Origin of the sequence: Brevundimonas aurantiaca, assembly GCF_014199955.1 — a bacterium.
GTDB lineage: Bacteria > Pseudomonadota > Alphaproteobacteria > Caulobacterales > Caulobacteraceae > Brevundimonas > Brevundimonas aurantiaca.
On the sequence record NZ_JACHOQ010000001.1, the window covers coordinates 642563 to 659731 of the forward strand.

Annotated in this window: 19 protein-coding genes and 1 tRNA gene; 6 read left to right on the top strand and 14 right to left on the bottom strand. The window is 67.5% G+C overall.

Going from position 1 to position 17169, the window contains the following annotated elements; translation table 11 throughout:
* Positions 1-126 precede the first annotated feature (126 nt).
* The 5 genes from lptB to GGQ93_RS03160 all read right to left on the bottom strand — a co-directional run bounded on the left by lptB (position 127) and on the right by GGQ93_RS03160 (position 2941).
* Positions 127-921: an LPS export ABC transporter ATP-binding protein gene (gene lptB, locus GGQ93_RS03140; RefSeq protein ID WP_183215092.1), complete on the bottom strand. Its 795-nt coding sequence runs from the start codon at positions 919-921 to the stop codon at positions 127-129.
* 35 nt (positions 922-956) lie between these two features.
* A complete protein-coding gene (locus GGQ93_RS03145; RefSeq protein WP_224764302.1) occupies positions 957-1457 on the bottom strand; it encodes an LptA/OstA family protein in 501 nt (166 codons plus the stop codon).
* Between the two features lie 2 nt (positions 1458-1459).
* Positions 1460-2119 (bottom strand): LPS export ABC transporter periplasmic protein LptC, encoded by a 660-nt coding sequence (gene lptC, locus GGQ93_RS03150; RefSeq protein ID WP_054766646.1) that lies wholly within the window; start codon positions 2117-2119, stop codon positions 1460-1462.
* Between the two features lie 7 nt (positions 2120-2126).
* Positions 2127-2741 carry a ribonuclease D gene (locus GGQ93_RS03155; RefSeq protein WP_182714242.1) on the bottom strand — a complete coding sequence of 205 codons (615 nt, stop codon included), beginning with the start codon at positions 2739-2741 and terminating at the stop codon, positions 2127-2129.
* Positions 2742-2854: 113 nt separating this feature from the next.
* Positions 2855-2941, bottom strand: a tRNA-Leu gene (locus tag GGQ93_RS03160).
* A 192-nt stretch (positions 2942-3133) separates the two neighbouring features.
* On the opposite strand from GGQ93_RS03160, the gene GGQ93_RS03165 reads away from it, so the two are divergent.
* Both GGQ93_RS03165 and GGQ93_RS03170 read left to right on the top strand, forming a co-directional pair.
* A complete protein-coding gene (locus tag GGQ93_RS03165) occupies positions 3134-3988 on the top strand; it encodes a WecB/TagA/CpsF family glycosyltransferase (RefSeq protein ID WP_054766648.1) in 855 nt (284 codons plus the stop codon).
* 104 nt (positions 3989-4092) lie between these two features.
* Positions 4093-5469 carry an FAD/NAD(P)-binding protein gene (locus GGQ93_RS03170; RefSeq protein WP_183215093.1) on the top strand — a complete coding sequence of 459 codons (1377 nt, stop codon included), beginning with the start codon at positions 4093-4095 and terminating at the stop codon, positions 5467-5469.
* On the opposite strand, the gene fliE is transcribed toward GGQ93_RS03170, so the two are convergent.
* Genes fliE through GGQ93_RS03185 form a run of 3 tightly spaced genes read right to left on the bottom strand, consistent with a single transcriptional unit; the run spans position 5450 to position 6607 of the window.
* Positions 5450-5752 (bottom strand): flagellar hook-basal body complex protein FliE, encoded by a 303-nt coding sequence (gene fliE / locus GGQ93_RS03175; RefSeq protein WP_183215094.1) that lies wholly within the window; start codon positions 5750-5752, stop codon positions 5450-5452. The two genes, GGQ93_RS03170 and fliE, sit on opposite strands and share 20 nt — an antisense overlap.
* An 11-nt stretch (positions 5753-5763) precedes the next feature.
* Positions 5764-6150: a flagellar basal body rod protein FlgC gene (flgC, locus tag GGQ93_RS03180; protein ID WP_054766651.1), complete on the bottom strand. Its 387-nt coding sequence runs from the start codon at positions 6148-6150 to the stop codon at positions 5764-5766.
* Between the two features lie 49 nt (positions 6151-6199).
* Positions 6200-6607, bottom strand: coding sequence for a flagellar basal body protein (locus GGQ93_RS03185; protein WP_183215095.1), 408 nt, complete (start codon positions 6605-6607; stop codon positions 6200-6202).
* A gap of 143 nt (positions 6608-6750) precedes the next feature.
* Here GGQ93_RS03185 and GGQ93_RS03190 point away from each other — a divergent pair, with 143 nt between their 5' ends.
* The 3 genes from GGQ93_RS03190 to GGQ93_RS03200 all read left to right on the top strand — a co-directional run bounded on the left by GGQ93_RS03190 (position 6751) and on the right by GGQ93_RS03200 (position 8260).
* A complete protein-coding gene (locus GGQ93_RS03190; RefSeq protein WP_152950966.1) occupies positions 6751-7026 on the top strand; it encodes a flagellar biosynthetic protein FliO in 276 nt (91 codons plus the stop codon).
* 68 nt (positions 7027-7094) lie between these two features.
* Entirely contained in the window at positions 7095-7868 is a 774-nt protein-coding gene (gene fliP, locus GGQ93_RS03195) for a flagellar type III secretion system pore protein FliP (RefSeq protein ID WP_183215264.1), read from the top strand.
* Between the two features lie 113 nt (positions 7869-7981).
* The gene (locus GGQ93_RS03200) at positions 7982-8260 is read left to right on the top strand and encodes an HU family DNA-binding protein (protein WP_054766654.1); all 279 of its coding nucleotides are present in this window, start codon (positions 7982-7984) and stop codon (positions 8258-8260) included.
* Positions 8261-8296: 36 nt separating this feature from the next.
* On the opposite strand, the gene GGQ93_RS03205 is transcribed toward GGQ93_RS03200, so the two are convergent.
* Positions 8297-11149: a tetratricopeptide repeat protein gene (locus GGQ93_RS03205; RefSeq protein WP_183215096.1), complete on the bottom strand. Its 2853-nt coding sequence runs from the start codon at positions 11147-11149 to the stop codon at positions 8297-8299.
* A gap of 120 nt (positions 11150-11269) precedes the next feature.
* Between GGQ93_RS03205 and GGQ93_RS03210 the strand changes: the two genes are divergently transcribed.
* Positions 11270-11656 (top strand): DUF983 domain-containing protein, encoded by a 387-nt coding sequence (locus tag GGQ93_RS03210; protein WP_054766656.1) that lies wholly within the window; start codon positions 11270-11272, stop codon positions 11654-11656.
* A 25-nt stretch (positions 11657-11681) separates the two neighbouring features.
* On the opposite strand, the gene GGQ93_RS03215 is transcribed toward GGQ93_RS03210, so the two are convergent.
* The 5 genes from GGQ93_RS03215 to GGQ93_RS03235 form a co-directional block, all read right to left on the bottom strand.
* Positions 11682-12041 (bottom strand): hypothetical protein, encoded by a 360-nt coding sequence (locus tag GGQ93_RS03215; protein WP_183215097.1) that lies wholly within the window; start codon positions 12039-12041, stop codon positions 11682-11684.
* Positions 12038-13336 carry a homogentisate 1,2-dioxygenase gene (gene hmgA, locus GGQ93_RS03220; protein WP_221233502.1) on the bottom strand — a complete coding sequence of 433 codons (1299 nt, stop codon included), beginning with the start codon at positions 13334-13336 and terminating at the stop codon, positions 12038-12040. The genes GGQ93_RS03215 and hmgA overlap by 4 nt, the downstream gene beginning before the upstream one ends.
* Before the next feature lie 84 nt (positions 13337-13420).
* A complete protein-coding gene (locus GGQ93_RS03225; protein WP_183215099.1) occupies positions 13421-14584 on the bottom strand; it encodes an acyl-CoA dehydrogenase family protein in 1164 nt (387 codons plus the stop codon).
* A 231-nt stretch (positions 14585-14815) separates the two neighbouring features.
* The gene (locus tag GGQ93_RS03230; RefSeq protein ID WP_183215100.1) at positions 14816-16600 is read right to left on the bottom strand and encodes an acyl-CoA dehydrogenase C-terminal domain-containing protein; all 1785 of its coding nucleotides are present in this window, start codon (positions 16598-16600) and stop codon (positions 14816-14818) included.
* Positions 16601-16603: 3 nt separating this feature from the next.
* Positions 16604-17086, bottom strand: coding sequence for a MerR family transcriptional regulator (locus GGQ93_RS03235; RefSeq protein ID WP_054766660.1), 483 nt, complete (start codon positions 17084-17086; stop codon positions 16604-16606).
* Positions 17087-17169: the final 83 nt, after the last annotated feature.

The window sequence follows — 17169 nt, forward strand, 5'->3', positions numbered from 1 at the left end:
GGCCCGGAACTTGCTGTCGAGAGTGCCGCCCATTGGTTAACGCCCGACAAACGGGGGATGCGGGCGCGTCCTGACTTGCAAGTCTGAGCCTTGGCGACCGGCGGGCAGAGCGCCGCCGCCCTTCGATCAGATGTAGTTTTCGCCCAGATAGACCCGCCGCACCTCGGGGTCGTTGACCGCCTCGTCCGCCGTGCCTTCGAACAGGACCGCGCCGCCCGAGATGATCGAGACCCGGTCGGTGATGTCCAGGGTCTCGCGCACATTGTGGTCGGTGATCAGGACGCCGATCCCCTGCCCCGCCAGATAGCGGATCACCGAGCGGATGTCGGCGATGGCCAGGGGGTCGATGCCGGCGAAGGGTTCGTCCAGCAGGATGAAGGACGGGCGTCCCGCAAGCGCCCGGGCGATCTCGACCCGACGCCGCTCGCCGCCCGACAGGGCGGTGGCCGGGGCGTGGCGCAGATGGTCGATGTGCAGTTCACCCAGCAGCCGCTCGGTCTCCGCCTCGACCCGGTCGCGGGGATAGTTCAGCTCGGCCACGGCCTTGATGTTCTGCTCCACCGTCATGCCGCGGAAGATGGAGGCTTCCTGGGCCAGATAGCCCAGGCCCATCCGGCTGCGCTGATACATGGGCTGGCCGGTGATGTCCTCGCCGTCCAGCCAGATCGAGCCGGAGTCGGGCGGGATCAGGCCGGTGATCATATAGAAGCAGGTCGTCTTGCCGGCGCCGTTGGGGCCGAGCAGGCCCGCGACCTCGCCCCGCTGGACGGTCAGGGAGACGTCGCGCACCACCTGCCGGGCGCCGAACGCGCGGGCGATGTTGCGCACCCGCAGGCCCTTTTCCGCGCGCGCAGCCGCAGGCGTCGGCTCGGGCGCCGGCCGATCATCCAGATTCAGGGCAGAGAGTTCTTTACGCGCCAAAGGTCGAGATCCGTGCGGCCTTCCCGGACGGGCGCCTAGTTGGTTCCGTTGGGATAGAAGACGCCCTGGACCCGATTGCCGGCGGCGCCGCGCGGCGCGCCTTCCATACGAGCGGTCTGCGTATTGACGTTATAGACCAGACGCGATCCGGACAGGACATTCTGGCCCTGGGTCAGGATGACATTTCCCGTCACCACGATCTCGCCAGAGCCCAGATTATAGACCGCCCGATCGCCGCGCATGGTCTGCTCCGGCGTCACGAAATAGACCGATCCGGCCGCCTCGGCCCGCTCCAGATCGCCGCCCGATCCAGAGACCAGGGTCAGTTGGTCGGCGCGAAACCGATTGCCGCCTTGCACGGCCTCAGCCCGCCCCCGCAGAATGACCCGGTTCGGCGCATATTCGACCCCGTCCGCCCCATAGGCGACCGGCTGGTTCGAGCCCCGCGTCTGGGCGTCGCCGACGGCCGGCAAGGCCAAGAGGGCCATCGCCCCCGCCGCCGCGACCGCGGCCCGTGTTCCAAAGATCTTCATCATGGTCATTCGCCTGAACCCGAGGGGGTCAGAACCCCCCGCACCTTGTTGTCGCCGGAGCCTTTGAACACCACGCGCTCGCCCTGATCATAGATCGCATAGGACGAAGCGTTGATGGTTCCAATAGGGCCCGCGCCCTGAACGCCTTTTGAACCGGTGATGATTCCGGTCGAGGTGTCGACCACCGCCTCGGGCGTGGTCAGCACAAACCCCGTGCCCCCGTCCGAAATCCGCACATTGGGGCCGATGGTCACGGTCTTGGCCTGTTCGTCATAGGTCCCGCCGTCGGCGGTCATCTCCGTGACCTTGCGTCCGCCCAGGTTCAGCTTCAGCGCCGGGCCGATCAGGCGGAAACGGCCGGTCGCCGCATCGCGCACGGCGCCCTGGGCCCCGACGGTGAAGGCGCGGCCTTGCGCGTCCTGGCCGTGGAACAGCGGCTTGTCCAGGCGGACCTCCTGGCCCTGACTGGCCTTGCGCTCCACGCCGGACATGACGGTGCGGAAGACCGTCCAGGTCAGGACGCCCCCCGCCAGCACCAGGATGATGATCGGCAGGACGCGGCGATACAGTTTGACTCGGCGGGAATGGGCGCGCCAGCGCGCCCCGGCCAGGGCGACCCGCTGTTCGTCCGCCTCGATACGGGTCTGTTCGCCGGGTTCGGTCAAGACGGCCTCAGCTGTGGGCGAAGATGTCGACCTCGTCCCATCCGGCGAGGTCGAGCGCCGAACGGCTCGGCAGGAAGTCGAAGCAGCGGGCGGCCAGTTCGGCCCGCCCCTCGCGCGCCAGCATCTGATCCAGCCGCGCCTTGGCCGCATGCAGATAAAGAACGTCCGAGGCGGCGTAGTCCAGCTGGGCCGGGCTCAGCTCCGCCGCGCCCCAGTCGGACGACTGCTGCGCCTTGGACAGGTCCACTCCCACCAGCTCGCGCACCACGTCCTTCAGACCATGGCGATCCGTATAGGTGCGGGCCAGTTTGGAGGCGATCTTGGTGCAATAGACCGGCCGGGTCTCCACCCCCAGGTGCAGCTGGAACATGCCGATGTCGAAGCGGCCGAAGTGGAAGATCTTGGTCACGGCCGGGTCGGTCAGCAGCCGCTTCAGGTTCGGACAGTCGTAGGCGGGACGGTTCAGCCGCACCACATGGGCGTTTCCGTCGCCGGACGACAGCTGGACCACGCACAGGGGGTCGCGACGGAAACGCAGGCCCATGGTCTCGGAATCGATGGCGACTTCCGTCCCCAGGTCCAGGTCGTCGGGCAGGTCGCCCTCATGCAGATAAACGGTCATGGACAGGTTCTTACACGGCGAAGGCGCGCGGCGAAACGGCCTCGCGACAGGCATGATGAGGGGCCGGAAACGACGACGGCGCCGTGTCCGAAAACACGGCGCCGTCTGAAAGATGGTGCCCAGAAGAGGACTCGAACCTCCACGGCCGTTAAGCCACTGGCACCTGAAGCCAGCGCGTCTACCAATTCCGCCATCTGGGCCCCGTCGGCAGCGCCTTGCGGCGTTTCCATCGGGAAGGCGCGGACCTCTAAGGGAGGGTCCGGGCGGGGTCAACAGGGATTTTTCATCGGCGGGCGGTTTTATTTTCCAAGCGTCGCCGCAGGGCGGCGTCCAGCCTGCGTTAAGCCTGTTCGCTTACTCCGCCTTGAGGCGAGCCGGCCTAGCATCCGCCCATGGCCCAGCCGACCCTGACCCAGACCACGCCCGATCGGCGCGCGGCCGTGCGGCGTCCCTACCGCCGTCAGCGACGGCCGGAGGAGCGGGTGCGCCTCTTGGGCGAGGCGGTCGATCTGGTCCGGCCCGAAGAGGTGCTGCACCATGTTCAGGCGGCGGTGGCAGAGGGCCGCAAGACCCTGATCGCCAACCACAATCTGCACAGCCTGCATCTGATCCAGACCCAGGCGGAGATGCGGGCCTTCTATGACCGCGCCGACCTGGTCCAGGTCGATTCGACGCCTCTGATCTGGTTCCTGCGCGCCCTCGGCCTGCCCGGTCGCGGCTTTCACCGATCCACCTATCTGGACTGGCGGGACCATTTCTGGAGCGTCGCCGACCGCCGGGGCTGGCGCGTCATGTCGATCGGCGGGGCGCCCGCCGTCGGCCCGGAGGCGGCCCGGCGCCTGGCCGAACGCTATCCTGGCGCGGAGATTCGCACCCGCCACGGCTTCTTCGACGCCCGCCCCGGATCTGCCGACAACGCCGACATCCTGGCGGACATCCGCGCCTTCTCGCCCCACATCCTGTTCGTCGGCATGGGCATGCCTCGCCAGGAGTCGTGGATCGCGACCGTGTTCGACGATCTGCCCGCCTGCGTCGTCTTTTCGGTCGGGGCGGCTTTCGACTATGAGGCCGGCGTCCAGAAGTCGGCGCCGCGCTGGATGGGCCGGGTCGGGCTGGAATGGGCCTATCGCCTGCTGCACGATCCCCGGCGCCTGTTTCACCGCTATTGCGTCGAACCGTGGAGCCTGGCGCCTCTGGCCTTGCGTGAACTTACCGCCGCCTTCGCCCGACGACGCCAAGCGGATTGATCTAAATCCTACTTGGCAGATAGATATTTATCGGCATGATCGACTTCCGCCTCCGCCCGTCGTGTCTGGGTGAAGGGTCGCCCCACGGCATTACGGGAGCATCGATGTCGCAAGACCATGGACCCAGGGTGGCGATCATCGGCGCCGGCTTCAGCGGCCTGCTGACCGCGATACAGCTTTTGAAGCGGTCGCCCGTCGTGCAGGTGACGCTGATCGAGCGGCGCGACGCCTTCGGTCCCGGCGTCGCCTATGACACCGGCAATCCCGGCCATCTGCTGAACGTCCGCCTGGACAATATGAGCGCCTTTCCCGACCGACCCGACCATCTGGCGAACTGGCTGGCGGAACAGCCGTCCTGGCGCGCCCAGGACGGCTTCATCACACGCGGCGTGTACGGCGACTATCTGCGGCATCTGCTGGCCGAGACGCTCGAGGGGAATGCGGACGAGGCGGGGCGAATGACTCTCGTCCAGGGCGAGGCCCAGGCGATCGACCGCCACGAAGGCGGTTGGCGGATCATGGTTGGTGCGGAAGTCATCGTGGCCGATGCGGTGATCCTGGCCTTGGGCAATCTGGAGCCCGCCTCCCCGCCCGGGATCGATGCGGCGGTCCGCGCCTCGGCCGCCTATGTCGAAAACCCGTGGCGTATCGACACGGCTGCGGTCGGAGCTGGGCGCAACATCCTTCTGATCGGCTCCGGCCTGACCATGGTGGATGCGGTCCTGACGCTTCGGCGACCGGGACGGCGGTTTACCGCCCTGTCCAGGCACGGCCTCCTGCCCCGCGGCCACGCGACGGTTCCACCGGCGCCCTTCGACGGCGCCTTTTCGGGCGGTCCGTCCGAAGTCCTGTCTCAAGTGCGGCGCGCCGTCCTGACCCACGATTGGCGGGCGGTGTTCGATCGCCTGAGGCACGGCGCCCGCGACCTGTGGCGCGCCTGGACGCCGCAGCAGAAGCGCCGCTTCCTGCGTCATCTTCGCCCCTTGTGGGACGTTCACCGCCACCGGACGGCGCCGGGCGTGACGCGAGAAATCGCCGCCATGCTGGCTGCGGGCGATCTGACGGTGCTGGCGGGCAAGCTGACCGGAGTGGTGCTGGACGACGATTCGGTCGAGGCCGCCTGGCGGCCGCGCCACCGTCGCCGCCCGATCCGGGACAGGTTCGACCTGGTGATCAACTGCACCGGCCCGCTGGGCGTCATTCAGCACAGCGCCGAGCCGGTGATCCGCAATCTGCTGGCCCAGGGCTACGGTCGGCCCGATCCGATCGGCCTGGGGCTGGAGGTCGATCAGGGCGGGCAGCTGATCGGGGGCGAGGGCGCCCCAACCCCTGACCTTTACGCCATCGGCCCTTTGACCCGCGGCGCCTTTTGGGAAATGACCGCGGTGCCCGATCTGCGAGGGCAGGCGCGGGACTTGGCGGCGGTGGTGGCCGACCGACTGACGAACGCCGACGGCTCGGTCAGATCGGCATGGCCATGATTTCCTTATAGGCCGAGATGACCTGGTCGCGGACGGACATCACCGTCTCCAGCGACGCCTCGGCCGAGCTCAGCGCCGTGACCACGTCGATCAGATTGCCCTGGCCCTGAATCGACTTGGTCATCTGGGTCTCGGCCGCCCGCGTCTGGTCGGCCAGGCCGGTCATGGCGGTCTTGACCAGGTCGGCGAAGCCGTTGTCGCCGGCGACGGGCGGCTGGGCGGCGACGGGCATGGCCCCGCCCTGGACGGCGGCGTAGGCCTTGGCGGCCATCATCGGGTTCATGGCCTAGTCCCTCAGCGTTTGATGATGTCGAGGGTGCGGCTGTCCATCGACCGCGCCGTCTCGATGACGTTCAGATTGGCCTCATAGGCGCGCTGGGCCTCGCGCATGTCCATGGCCTCGACCAGGGTGTCGACATTGGGCCGCATCACATAGCCCTGGGCGTTGGCCGCCGGATGGGAGGGGTCGTAGTCCATCTTGAAATCGCTGTCGTCGGGCCGGACCTCGGCCAGGGCGACGCCGGTCGCGCCGTCCACCTCCCGCGCCTGAAAGACGGGGATCTGCCGACGATAGGGCTCGCCGCCCGGCGTGCGGGCCGTGGACTGGGCGTTGGCGATGTTCTCGGCGATCACGCGCATGCGCGACTGCTGGGCCTTCAGGGCCGAGGCCGCCACGGCCATGGCGCTGTTCGAGGGTGGGACGGGATCAGGCATGGGTCAGGCCTCCGGTTCAGGCCGCGCCGGGCTTGCGCGCGGCCATGCGGATCATCGACATGGATTTCTGGTAAAAGCCGATGGCGGCGTCATAGGCCATGCGGCTCTCGGCCATCTTCAGCATCTGCTCTTCGACCACCACCGAATTGCCGTCCAGGGTGGTCTCAGAGTCCGGGGACTTGGACGAATCGAAGCGGGGCGGCGCCACGGCGGGCGCCAGATGGGCCCGGTTGGTCCGCACCATCGGCAGTCCGCCGCCGGAGCGCAGGGCGGCGGCGAAGTCGCTGGGCTGTTTCAGGTCGCGGCCGACGAAGCCGGGGGTGTCGGCGTTGGCCACGTTTTCGGCGATGACCTTCTGGCGGGCGTCCAGCCAGCCCAGCCGGCCCTTGATCTGTCCCAGCAGCGGAATGTCGGCGACGCCCATGGCGGTCTCCCGTGCGGCGCAAAAATGCGCGATGGGCAGAAAATGCCGCCTCCATGGTTAATAGGGCGTTATCTCAACGGCTCGTTAACCAGGCTGATTAAGACTTGGGGTCACAGCGCCGACTGCGCCGGGGCCCAAAGCGTATGAACTTCCTTGATCTCGCCCGCGCCGTCTTCGGCCTGGCCTTCACCCTGGGCCTGATCGGCCTGGCGGCCTACGCCGCGCGCCGCTACGCCCCCCAGCTGCTGGCGCGACTGAACGCAGAACGCGGCGAACGGCGGATGCAGGTGGTCGAGACCCTGGTTCTGGACCCCGCCCGCCGCCTGGTCCTGGTGCGGATCGACGACGAGGAACGGCTGATCCTGCTGGGCGAAGGCCGCGAACTGATCGAGCCGCGCCAGCCGGGGATTTTCAAGTGAAGGACGCAAAACCGCCTTCCACCCGCCGGAGCCGGGAAAAGGTCTTCACGGTTCCCGCCGCCTCCGAACTGAAGCGCGCGGCCTTCTTGTCGCTGATCACCACCCTGGTCTGCCTGGCCTGGCCGATCGCGGCCCTGGCCCAGGAAGCCGCCCAGTCCGGCTCGGCCATCAACATCGACCTGGGCACTGGGGCCGGCCTGACCCAGCGGGTGGTCCAACTGGTCGGACTGATGACCGTGCTGTCCCTGGCGCCTTCCATCGTCATCATGACCACCAGCTTCGTGCGGATCGTCGTGGTCCTGTCCCTGCTGCGCACCGCCCTCGGCATGCAGCAGTCGCCGCCGAACGCGGTTCTGGTGTCCCTGGCCCTGTTCCTGAGCGCCATCGTCATGGCCCCGACCTGGCAGGACGCCTATGATTCGGGCATCCGCCCGCTGCTGGATCAGCAGATGGAACTGCCCCAGGCCTTCGATGCGGCGTCCGAACCTGTGAAAACTTTCATGCTGGCCCAGGTGGACCGTTCGGACCTGGCGCTCTTCACCCGGTTGAGCCGCGTCGAGCCCCCGACCAACCTCCAGGAACTGCCCCTTCGGGTCGTCACCCCGGCCTTCATGATCAGTGAGCTGAAGAAGGCCTTCGAAATCGGATTTCTTCTTTTCGTTCCGTTCCTTGTCATCGACCTGGTGGTGGCCAGCGTGCTGATGTCCATGGGTATGATGATGCTTCCGCCGGTGGTGGTTTCCTTACCCTTCAAACTGATCTTCTTCGTCCTGGTGGACGGCTGGAGACTGGTCGCCGGGAGCCTGGTGGAGAGCTTCCAGCGGGCGTCCGGAACCGGATAATCCCCGCCCCATAAGGCTTTGCGCCGTTTCCCCGCTTGCAAAGCCAAGCGAAATCCGTGTTGATCCCCCGGTCCTCGCCCTGAATCGGGCGACTAACACTGGAAATGTCTCTTATGACCACTCAAGCCGAACTGATCGCCGCCGTCGCCAAGGACGCCGGTGTCTCGCAGGCCGACGCCGGCAAGGTGCTGACCGCCATCGTCGAAAACATCCACGCCAGCCTGAAGGCCGGCGGCGACGTGCGCATCTCGAACCTGGGCGTCTTCGACACCGCCGACCGCGCCGAGCGTGAAGGCCGCAACCCGGCCACGGGCGCGACCATCAAGATCGCCGCCTCCAAGGCCGTGCGCTTCCGCGTCTCCAAGCCGCTGAAGGACGCCGTCAACGGCTAAGACCTTCGGGTCCAGACTGCGGATCTGATCTGCGGATTAACGGGCGGGGGTCGCTGGGCGGCCCCCGCCCGCTTCTTTTCTGAAGTCCTGTTTGGCCGCATTGACCCAGCCGACGAAGGTATCGGCGTTGGCCGACAGGCCGGCGAAATCGGCCGCGCCCGCCACTCCCGACAGGTCGTCGTCCAAGGCCACGCGAATCGCATTGGCCGAACGCGCCCGGGCGATGAAGGGCGAATACTGACCCCGCAGACGATCCAGGGCCGCGCGGTTTCCACTCAGCGAATAGCCGACCCCGGCCCGGATCAGCCAGCTCTCCTCGGCGGGCGTCAGGGGGGCGTCGGTCTGTTTGTGGCGATCGCCCAGACGCGCCTCGTACAGGGGGGCGGCGTCCGCCCACTTCTGCTGTTTCCAGAAGACGTCGCCGCGCACTTCGCGCGCGGGCGCCGACTGATCCCGATCCAGAACCTCAAGCGCGTGGTCGTAACGCCCCAGGTCCATCAGGGCCCGCGCTTCCAGGGCGCGGCGTTGGCTGTTGACGGCGGTCGGCAAGAGGGTGGTGCGCGACCCCCAGATCGCCTGAAGCGCCTTCTCCGGCTGACGGTCCATCAGATAGACGGTGGCCAGATCGGTGGCGACCTGCGCCTTGGCCACCCCGTCCAGCCGCTCGTCCACCTGGTGTTTCAGCAGTTCGGCGGCCTGATCCAGCAGATCGACGTCGATCAGGCGGCGCGACAGGCGGCGCACCATTTCATCGCCGTCTGCGCCGATCGGCGTCAGTTCGCGGAAGTCATAGAAGAGGGCCAGGGCCTGAACGGGTTGCAGGCCGTCGGCGGCGCCTTCCAGGAACAGGGCGCGGAAAGCCTTGGACTGGTCCGCCTGGATCTCGGCGGCGCCCGGCACGTTCGCCATCCGCTTGCCGGCGCTGCGCAGGGCGTCCAGCGCCTCACGATAGCGGCCCTGCTGCAGATAGAGGTCCGCCAGTTTGCGGATCACCGCCAGTTCGGTCGCATCGCCGCGCCAGCGCCACTTCAGCAGCTCCAGCTGCTGGGCCGCCTGGTCGGGCGTCAGGGCGCCCTTGTCCAGCTCCAGGCTGATGGCGCCCAGTTTGGCGGGGGTGGCGATGCCGTCCAGCGGGGCGCGCGCCACCGCCTTATAGACCGCCAGCGCCCGCGCCTTGTCGCCTGTCAGATCAAACAGACGCGCCTGAACGACCCGCGCCGCCAGCTGGTCGGCCGCCGAGGCGTTCTGGCTGAACACATAGTCCAGCAGCTGGCGCGCGGCGGGCAGATCGCCCGTTTCGATCGCCGCCAGCGCGTGGGCGGCGCCGAAGCGGGCGCGCCATTCCTTGGGGAAGTCGTCGATGACCGAGGCCCCGGCGGCGAAGGCGCGGCGCGCCCCCTCCCAGTCGCCCTGTTCGGCGGCGATATAGCCCTGCCAGACCTTGGCGGCGGGATCGTTGGACAGGGCGGCGCCGGCGAAGTCGATCTGGGCCTCCTCCAACCGGCCGACGCCGACGCGGGCGGCGCCGCGCAGGCCCCGCACCTCCGGCTCGCCCTGCATATTGGGGGCCTGGGCGATCAGGGCGTTCAGCACGCCGATCGCCTCGTAGTTCAGGCCCGAACCGACCAGAAACCGCGACAGGGCCAGGCGAGCGCCGATCGGGGCGCGGGGATTGTCCGTCGCGGCCAGGGTCTCCTGGGCCGCAGCGTCCTGAAGTCGGCGATAGCGTTCGGAAAAGCCCTCGGTCGCCGCCCATTCCTCAAGGATCAGGCTGGGATGGGGCGCCCGTTTCGGCGCCTCGGCCTCACGCTCGTCCGCCTCCAGGGTCGCCGACGGCGGCGAAAGGGTCAGGCCGTTCGGGCGGCTGAGGGTGACCAGATCGCCTCCAGCCTCGATCTTCAGATCGTCGGTCGACGTCTCCACCGCCAGGCCTTGAGCCGTCGGGATCAGGCTGAGGTCGATCGTGCTGCGCGAGCCCGAGAAGCCCTTGCCGGGCGCAAGGGCGGTGACGGCGGCGAACCGGTCGCCGACGAGGGGATCGGTCAGCCAGACCGTCTTGGTGGCTCCCGCCATCCGGGCCACCAGGGCGTCGGAGCCGTCGTCTGCGCGGTCCACCTCCACGCCCGAGGCGCCGGTCGGCGGCCCGCCGATGGTCACGGTCCAGGTCCCGCCCTGCCCGTCCGCCGCAACCGCCAGCCCCTCCGGCGCCGCGATGCGGACGGCGGTGTAGTCGCCGCCGGCGGCCCAGCGCGCGTCCTTGGCGGGCCCCAGCGCCTTGGCGCCGGCCAGATCCATCTTGGCGGCGGCGTCGAAGACGATCCAGACCGCCTCACCCCGCCGGAAGACGGCGGCGCCGACCGGGGCGCCCCACTGGAAGGTCAGAACCGTCTTCTCGTCGCTGGAGACGGCGCGGACCGGCACGACGGCATTGATCTTGGCCCCGGTCTCTTGCGCCGGCGTCTCCGGCGCCTTGCCCGGCGCATAGAGGTTCAGCCAGACGGCGCCGTCGGCCACGCCGGAACGGGCGTCGGCGCCCTCGGCCAGGGTGATGACCAGGTCGGTCGCCCCGCCGCGCGCCATTCGGGTCTCGACCGCCTTGACCCCCTGCGGCGGATCGACGCGCAGACGCGAAATGTCAGGGGCGGCCGAGACGCCCAGGCGGACGATGACCTTGTCGGCCTCACGCCGCACCTGGCTGCGCACGCCGATGACGCCGGCGAATTCGACGCGGGTGAACTCGCTGGATTGGCCGATGCTGATCGACAGGGGATCGCTGGAGCGGCCGGCCTCCTGGGCCAGGGGCGCAAGCGGCGCAAAGGCGACCGCCCCGGCCGCGGCGGCGGCCACGGTCGTCTTCAGCAGGCGCTTGCTGTGCGGGGTCCCGGACATATCGGCCCAGCCATGCCGCAAAAGCTCTTTAATCGCGGTTAACCGACGTTCACCCGCGATTCCACGAATGGGACGGTTCGCCCACGCGACAGGCCGGGCGATCTGGCGCATCATGGGGCCATGACCGATTATCCCCGCCTCAGCACCCTGAAGACCGGCCTGGGCTGCAAATGCCCGCGCTGCGGCCAGGGTCCCCTGTTCAAAGGGTATCTGACCCTGCGCGAAGCCTGTCCGAACTGTGGGCTCAGCTACGGCTTTGCGGACCCTGCGGACGGCCCGGCCTTCTTCGTCATGTCGGCGGTCGGCCTGGTCGGCATGATCCTGTTGATGGTCATCGACTTCACGATGAAGCCGCCCATCTGGGTCCACGCAGTCGTCACCCTGCCGATCCTGATCGCGCTTTGCCTGGGCTGTCTGAGGCCGTTCAAAGCCTGGCTGGTGGCGGAGCAGTATGTGCACAAGGCCGCCCCGCCGGAATTCTCCAGCAACGGCAAGCACGGGGATTAGGGGCGGGGTGCTCGCCCCCTGCCCCTCAGTCGATGCAGAGGGTCGCGCCCGCCTTGCCGTCCTCCACCGGCGTATTGCAGCCGAAGCGGTCGCTGGTCGCCTGACAGACGCCGGTCGCGGCGGTTCCGGGCGCGATCCCGCTGTTGCCCTCGATCCGGCAGTCGCCCTGGCACTGGTCGCCGTCTGTGCAGCGCTTGCCGGCGTCGGCGTAGTTGATCACGCACTGCCAGGATTGCAGCCGGCCGACCTGTTTCATCGTCCCGCCGCGCGCGGCGCAGGCCGAGGCGTCGGCGCTCTGCATCGGGGCGTCCGAGCCCGCCGTGGTCTGCGGGGTGCAGGCGGACGCCAGAAGGGCGGCGGCGGCGAGAAGAGGGATACGGATCATTCGACCTGTCCTTTGGCGAAGCCCGACCAGACGTCGTCGTAGTCGAGCTGCATCTGCGGCGATTCCGACGCCCATTTCGTGACCCGGATCGGCGCCCGGGTCTCGAACATGAAGGCCAGGGTGTCAGTGATCTTGTGCGGCTGAAGGTCCGCATTGATCGCGCCTTCATAGCTGGCCTGATCCGGGCCGTGGCCGCTCATCCGGTTGTGCAGGCTGGCGCCGCCCGGCGCAAATCCGCCCGCCTTGGCGTCATAGGCGCCGGTCACCAGGCCCATGAATTCGCTCATGACGTTGCGATGGAACCAGGGCGGGCGGAAGGTGTGTTCGGCAACCATCCAGCGCGGCGGGAAGATGACGAAGTCGATATTGGCCGTGCCCGGCGTCTCCGACGGGCTGGTCAGGACGGTGAAGATCGACGGATCGGGGTGGTCGTAGCTGACCGTGTTGATGGTGTTGAACCGCGCCGTGTCATAGCGGCAGGGCGCCAGATTGCCGTGCCAGGCTGCGACGTCCAGCGGGCTGTGGTCGAAGGTGGTCGCCCACAGACGGCCGCCGTATTTCTGGACGCACTGGGTCGGGCGATCCACGTCCTCATAGGCCGCGACCGGGGTTTCGAAGTCGCGCGGATTGGCCAGGCCGTTTGCGCCGATCGGCCCCAGGTCCGGCAGACGGAAGGGACTGCCGTAGTTTTCGCAGACATAGCCCCGAACGGGACCTTCGATCTCGACGCGGAAGCGGACGCCGCGCGGGATCAGGACGATGTGGCCAGGCTGGGCCTCGATCACCCCCATCTCGGTGACGAAGCGATGCGCCCCCTGTTGCGGCACGATCAGCAGTTCGCCGTCGGCGTCGTAGAAGACCCGGTCCGTCATCGAACGGTTGGCGACATACAGGTGGATTCCCGCCCCGGCTCCGGCGTCGGGATCGCCGGCGCCGCCGTAGGTGACCAGGCCTTCGACCCAGTCGGTCGCGGTCTCGGGGATCGGCAGCGGGTCCCAGCGCATGCGGTTGGGGTTGGGCGGGGTCTCGTCGAACGGGCCGGAGCGGACGCGCCCCTGGTCGAAGGCCACATAGGGGCCGTGCTGGGCCGAGGGACGAAGGCGGTACAGCCAGCTGCGCCGGTTCTCGGCGCGCGGGGCGGTGAAGGCCGTGCCGGACAGCTGTTCAGCGTACAGGCCCATCGGCGTCTTCTGCGGCGAATTCTGGCCCTGCGGCAGGGCGCCGGGCGCGGCCTCGGTCGCGAAATGATTGCCGAAGCCGGTCAGATAGGCGGGCGCGTTGGATCGCGTCGTCATGTGCATGTCTCCCTTGGCGGGAGGTTTAGAAGGTTCGGCCGCAGGCGTCATCCACTCGTCTGCGCCGGGACCGCACCGGCCGGATCAGAGCGTCCGCGCGATCAGCAACTTCATGATCTCGTTGGTCCCGCCGTAGATCCGCTGGACCCGGGCGTCCTTGTACAGCTGGGCGATCGGATATTCGTTCATATAGCCGTAGCCGCCGTGCAGCTGCAGCATCTCGTCGATGGTCTCGCCCTGGATGTCGGTCACCCAGTATTTGGCCATGGAGGCCGTGGCGGCGTCCAGCTGGCCCTTCAGGTGCAGGCCGATGCAGTGGTCGACGAAGACCTTGGCGACGGTCAGCTTGGTCTTGACCTCGGCCAGTTTGAACTGGGTGTTCTGGAAGTCGATGACGCGCTTTCCAAACGCCTTGCGCTCCTTGACGTAGGCCAGGGTGGCCTCCAGCCCGCGCTCGGCGGCGGCGACGCCCTGGACGGCGATGTTCAGCCGTTCCTGGGGCAGTTGCTGCATCAGCTGGACGAAGCCCTGGCCCTCGACCCCGCCGATGACGTTGTCGCCGGGGACCTTCACGTCATTGAAGAACAGTTCGGAGGTATCGTTCCCCTCCATGCCGATCTTGTGCAGGTTCCGGCCGCGTTCGAAGCCTTCGGCGCCGTCCGTCTCGACCACGATCAGGGACGTGCCCTTGGCGCCCTCGGCCGGGTCGGTCTTGGCCACCACGATGATGAAGTTCGCCAGCTGGCCATTGGTGATGAAGGTCTTGGAGCCGTTGACGACATAGCCGTTGCCGCTCTTGATCGCCGTGGTCTTGACCCCTTGCAGGTCCGAGCCCGCGCCCGGTTCGGTCATGGCGATGGCGCCGACCAGTTCGCCGGAGGCCAGACGCGGCAGCCAGCGCTTCTTCTGCTCCTCGGTGCCGTAATGCCAGATGTAGGGCATGACGATCGCATTGTGCAGGCTGATGCCGAAATGGTCCGCGCCCTTCCAGCCCAGCTGGCGCATCAAGACGACCTCGTGCCGATAGTCGCCGCCAAAACCGCCGTCCTCTTCGGGCAGCGACAGGCCGAGCAGACCCGCCTCGCCCGCGTCGTTCCATAGCTGGCGCGGCACCGAGGAGTCGGCGATCCACTGCTGCACCTTGTCCAGCGGCGCGTGCTCGTCGATCCATTTGCCGACGCTGTCGGAGAAGAGGGTGATCTCTTCTTCACGCATGAAATCGGGGTCGGGGCTGTTAAGCACGTTCATGGCGTTTCCAATCGTATGTTGTAGGGGCGGGCGCTGCCGTCAGGATTTCTGAGCCCCTGCTTGATCTCGGCGAGCACCCTGATCCTCGAAGGCTCGAACCCATCGGCTTCAAGCGCTCCTACGCATCCCCAGCAGTCGCCGCCGCAACTACCGGAGAGCGGATCGGCTGCGACGTCTAGGGAGCGCCCGCACATGCCGCAGGCGGCCTGGCCTGCGGCTTTGCTCATCGGATCAGAACGCCTCGACCGGCATGGCCATCAGCACGTCCGCGCCGGTCTTCATCTTCTTCAGATGGGCCTCGGCGTCGGGCAGGATGCGCTCGACGAAGTAGCGGCCGGTCTGCAGCTTGGCGGCGTAATAGGGGTCGGTCGAACCGGCCTCGATCTGGGCCTGGGCGACCTTGGCCATCAGCGCCCACATATAGGCCAGGGCCGTCAGGCCGAAGACGTTCAGATAGTCGGTCGAGGCGGCGCCGGCGTTGTCCGGATTGGCCATGCCGTTCTGCATCAACCACATGGTGCCTTCCTGCAGCTTGGCCTTGGCGTCGGCCAGACCGTCGACGAAGGGCTTGATCGCCTCATTGCCGCTGTTCTCGGCCACGAAGGCGTCGATCTCGCCGAACCAGGTCATGATCGCGCGGCCGCCGTTGGCGGGCAGTTTGCGGCCGACCAGGTCCAGGGCCTGGATGCCGTTGGCGCCCTCATAGATCATGGTGATCCGCGCATCCCGCAGGTACTGCGAGGCCGGGAAGTGTTCGGTGTAGCCCGAACCGCCGTGCACCTGCATCGCCAGGGACGCCACGTGGAAGCCCTTGTCGGTCAGATAGGCTTTAAGCACGGGCGTCAGCAGGCCCATATAGTCCTTGGCCTTGGTCGCCACGGCCTCGTCTTCCGACTTCTCCAGATCGGCGTGAAGCGCGGTCCACAGGATGAAGGCCTGGCCGCCTTCGACGAAGGCGCGGGCCTCCAGCAGCATGCGGCGCACGTCGGGGTGGACGATGATCGGGTCGGCGGGGCCGTCCGGGTTCTTCGGTCCGGTCAGGCTGCGGCCCTGCAGGCGGTCCTTGGCGAACTCGACGGCGGCCTGATAGGCGGCGGTGCCGATGGCCAGGCCTTGCAGGCCGGTGCCCAGGCGCGCCTCGTTCATGACCACGAACATATTGTTCATGCCGCGCCCTTCCTCGCCCAGCAGCCAGCCCTTGGCGCCGTCATATTGCATGACGCAGGTGGCGTTGCCGTGGATGCCCATCTTTTCTTCCAGGCCCACGCACTGCAGCGTGTTGCGCTCGCCCAGAGAACCGTCGTCATTCACCAGATATTTGGGCACCACGAACAGCGACAGGCCCTTGATGCCCGGAACTGCGCCTTCGATCCGCGCCAGGACGGTGTGGATGATGTTGTCCGAGAAGTCGTGCTCGCCCGCCGAAATCCAGATCTTCTGGCCGGTGATGGAGAAGCTGCCGTCGTCGTTGCGCACGGCCTTGGTGCGGACCATGCCCAGGTCGGTGCCGCACTGGGGCTCGGTCAGGTTCATCGTGCCGGACCATTCGCCGGACACCATCTTGGGCAGGTATTTGGCCTTGATCTCGTCCGAGGCGCTGGCGTGGATGCCGGCATAGGCCGAGGCGGTCAGGCCCGGATACATGGAGAAGGCCGCCGAGGCGCCGGCGGTCATCTGACCGAAGGCCGAGGCGACGATCGAGGGCATGCCTTGGCCGCCGTAGGCCGGATCGGCGGCCAACGCCATCCAGCCGGCTTCCGACATGGCCTTATAGGCTTCCTTCCAGCCCTTGGGACCAGTGACGACGCCGCCCTCAGACCAGTGGCAGCCTTCCTTGTCGCCGGGGTTGTTGATCGGGGCGATGACCTCGTCGGCGAATTTGGCGCCTTCCTCCAGGATCTGGTTGACAAGGTCCGACGACACGTCCTGGAAGCCAGGTTGGTTCGTGTACCGGTCGATCTCCAGCACCTCGTTGAGGATGAAGGTGAAATCGCGGACGGGCGACTTGTAGGCCATGGATCAGGCTCTCGCTTTGAAGGGGTGGTGGTGGTCTTGGTTGAGACGCGCGCGCAGCAGCTTCTCGTAATCTTCGGCGCCGGGCAGCAGGTCGGGACGGTGCTCGCTCAGCTTGGATTCCATCCAGGCGCAGGCGTCCTCCGCCGTCTGGATGGCGCCTTCGATGTCTTCCAACTGCTGTTTCAAGGCCGCGATCTGGGCGCGGTGACGCCGCAGGGCCACGGCCATCTGGTGGACGTTGTGATCCTTGCGGTCGTACAGATCCAGCATCTCCTGGATCTCCTGCAGGGTGAAGCCGATGCGGCGCCCCCGCAGGATCAGCTTCAGACGTGCGCGGTCGCGGGCGTCATAAACGCGGGTCTGACCCTTGCGTGCAGGGGTCAGCAGACCCTTGTCCTCATAGAAGCGCAGCGCCCGCGCCGTGGCGTCGAATTCGCGGCACAGCTGGCGAATGGAATAGGTGCGATGGTCGTCGGCGGTGGCCATAAAGACACCATAACTTGACGTGCGCGTAAAGGAAAGAGTTTACGTGCGCGTAAGGGTAAGCTTTTCGTCGCCACCCCTCCCTC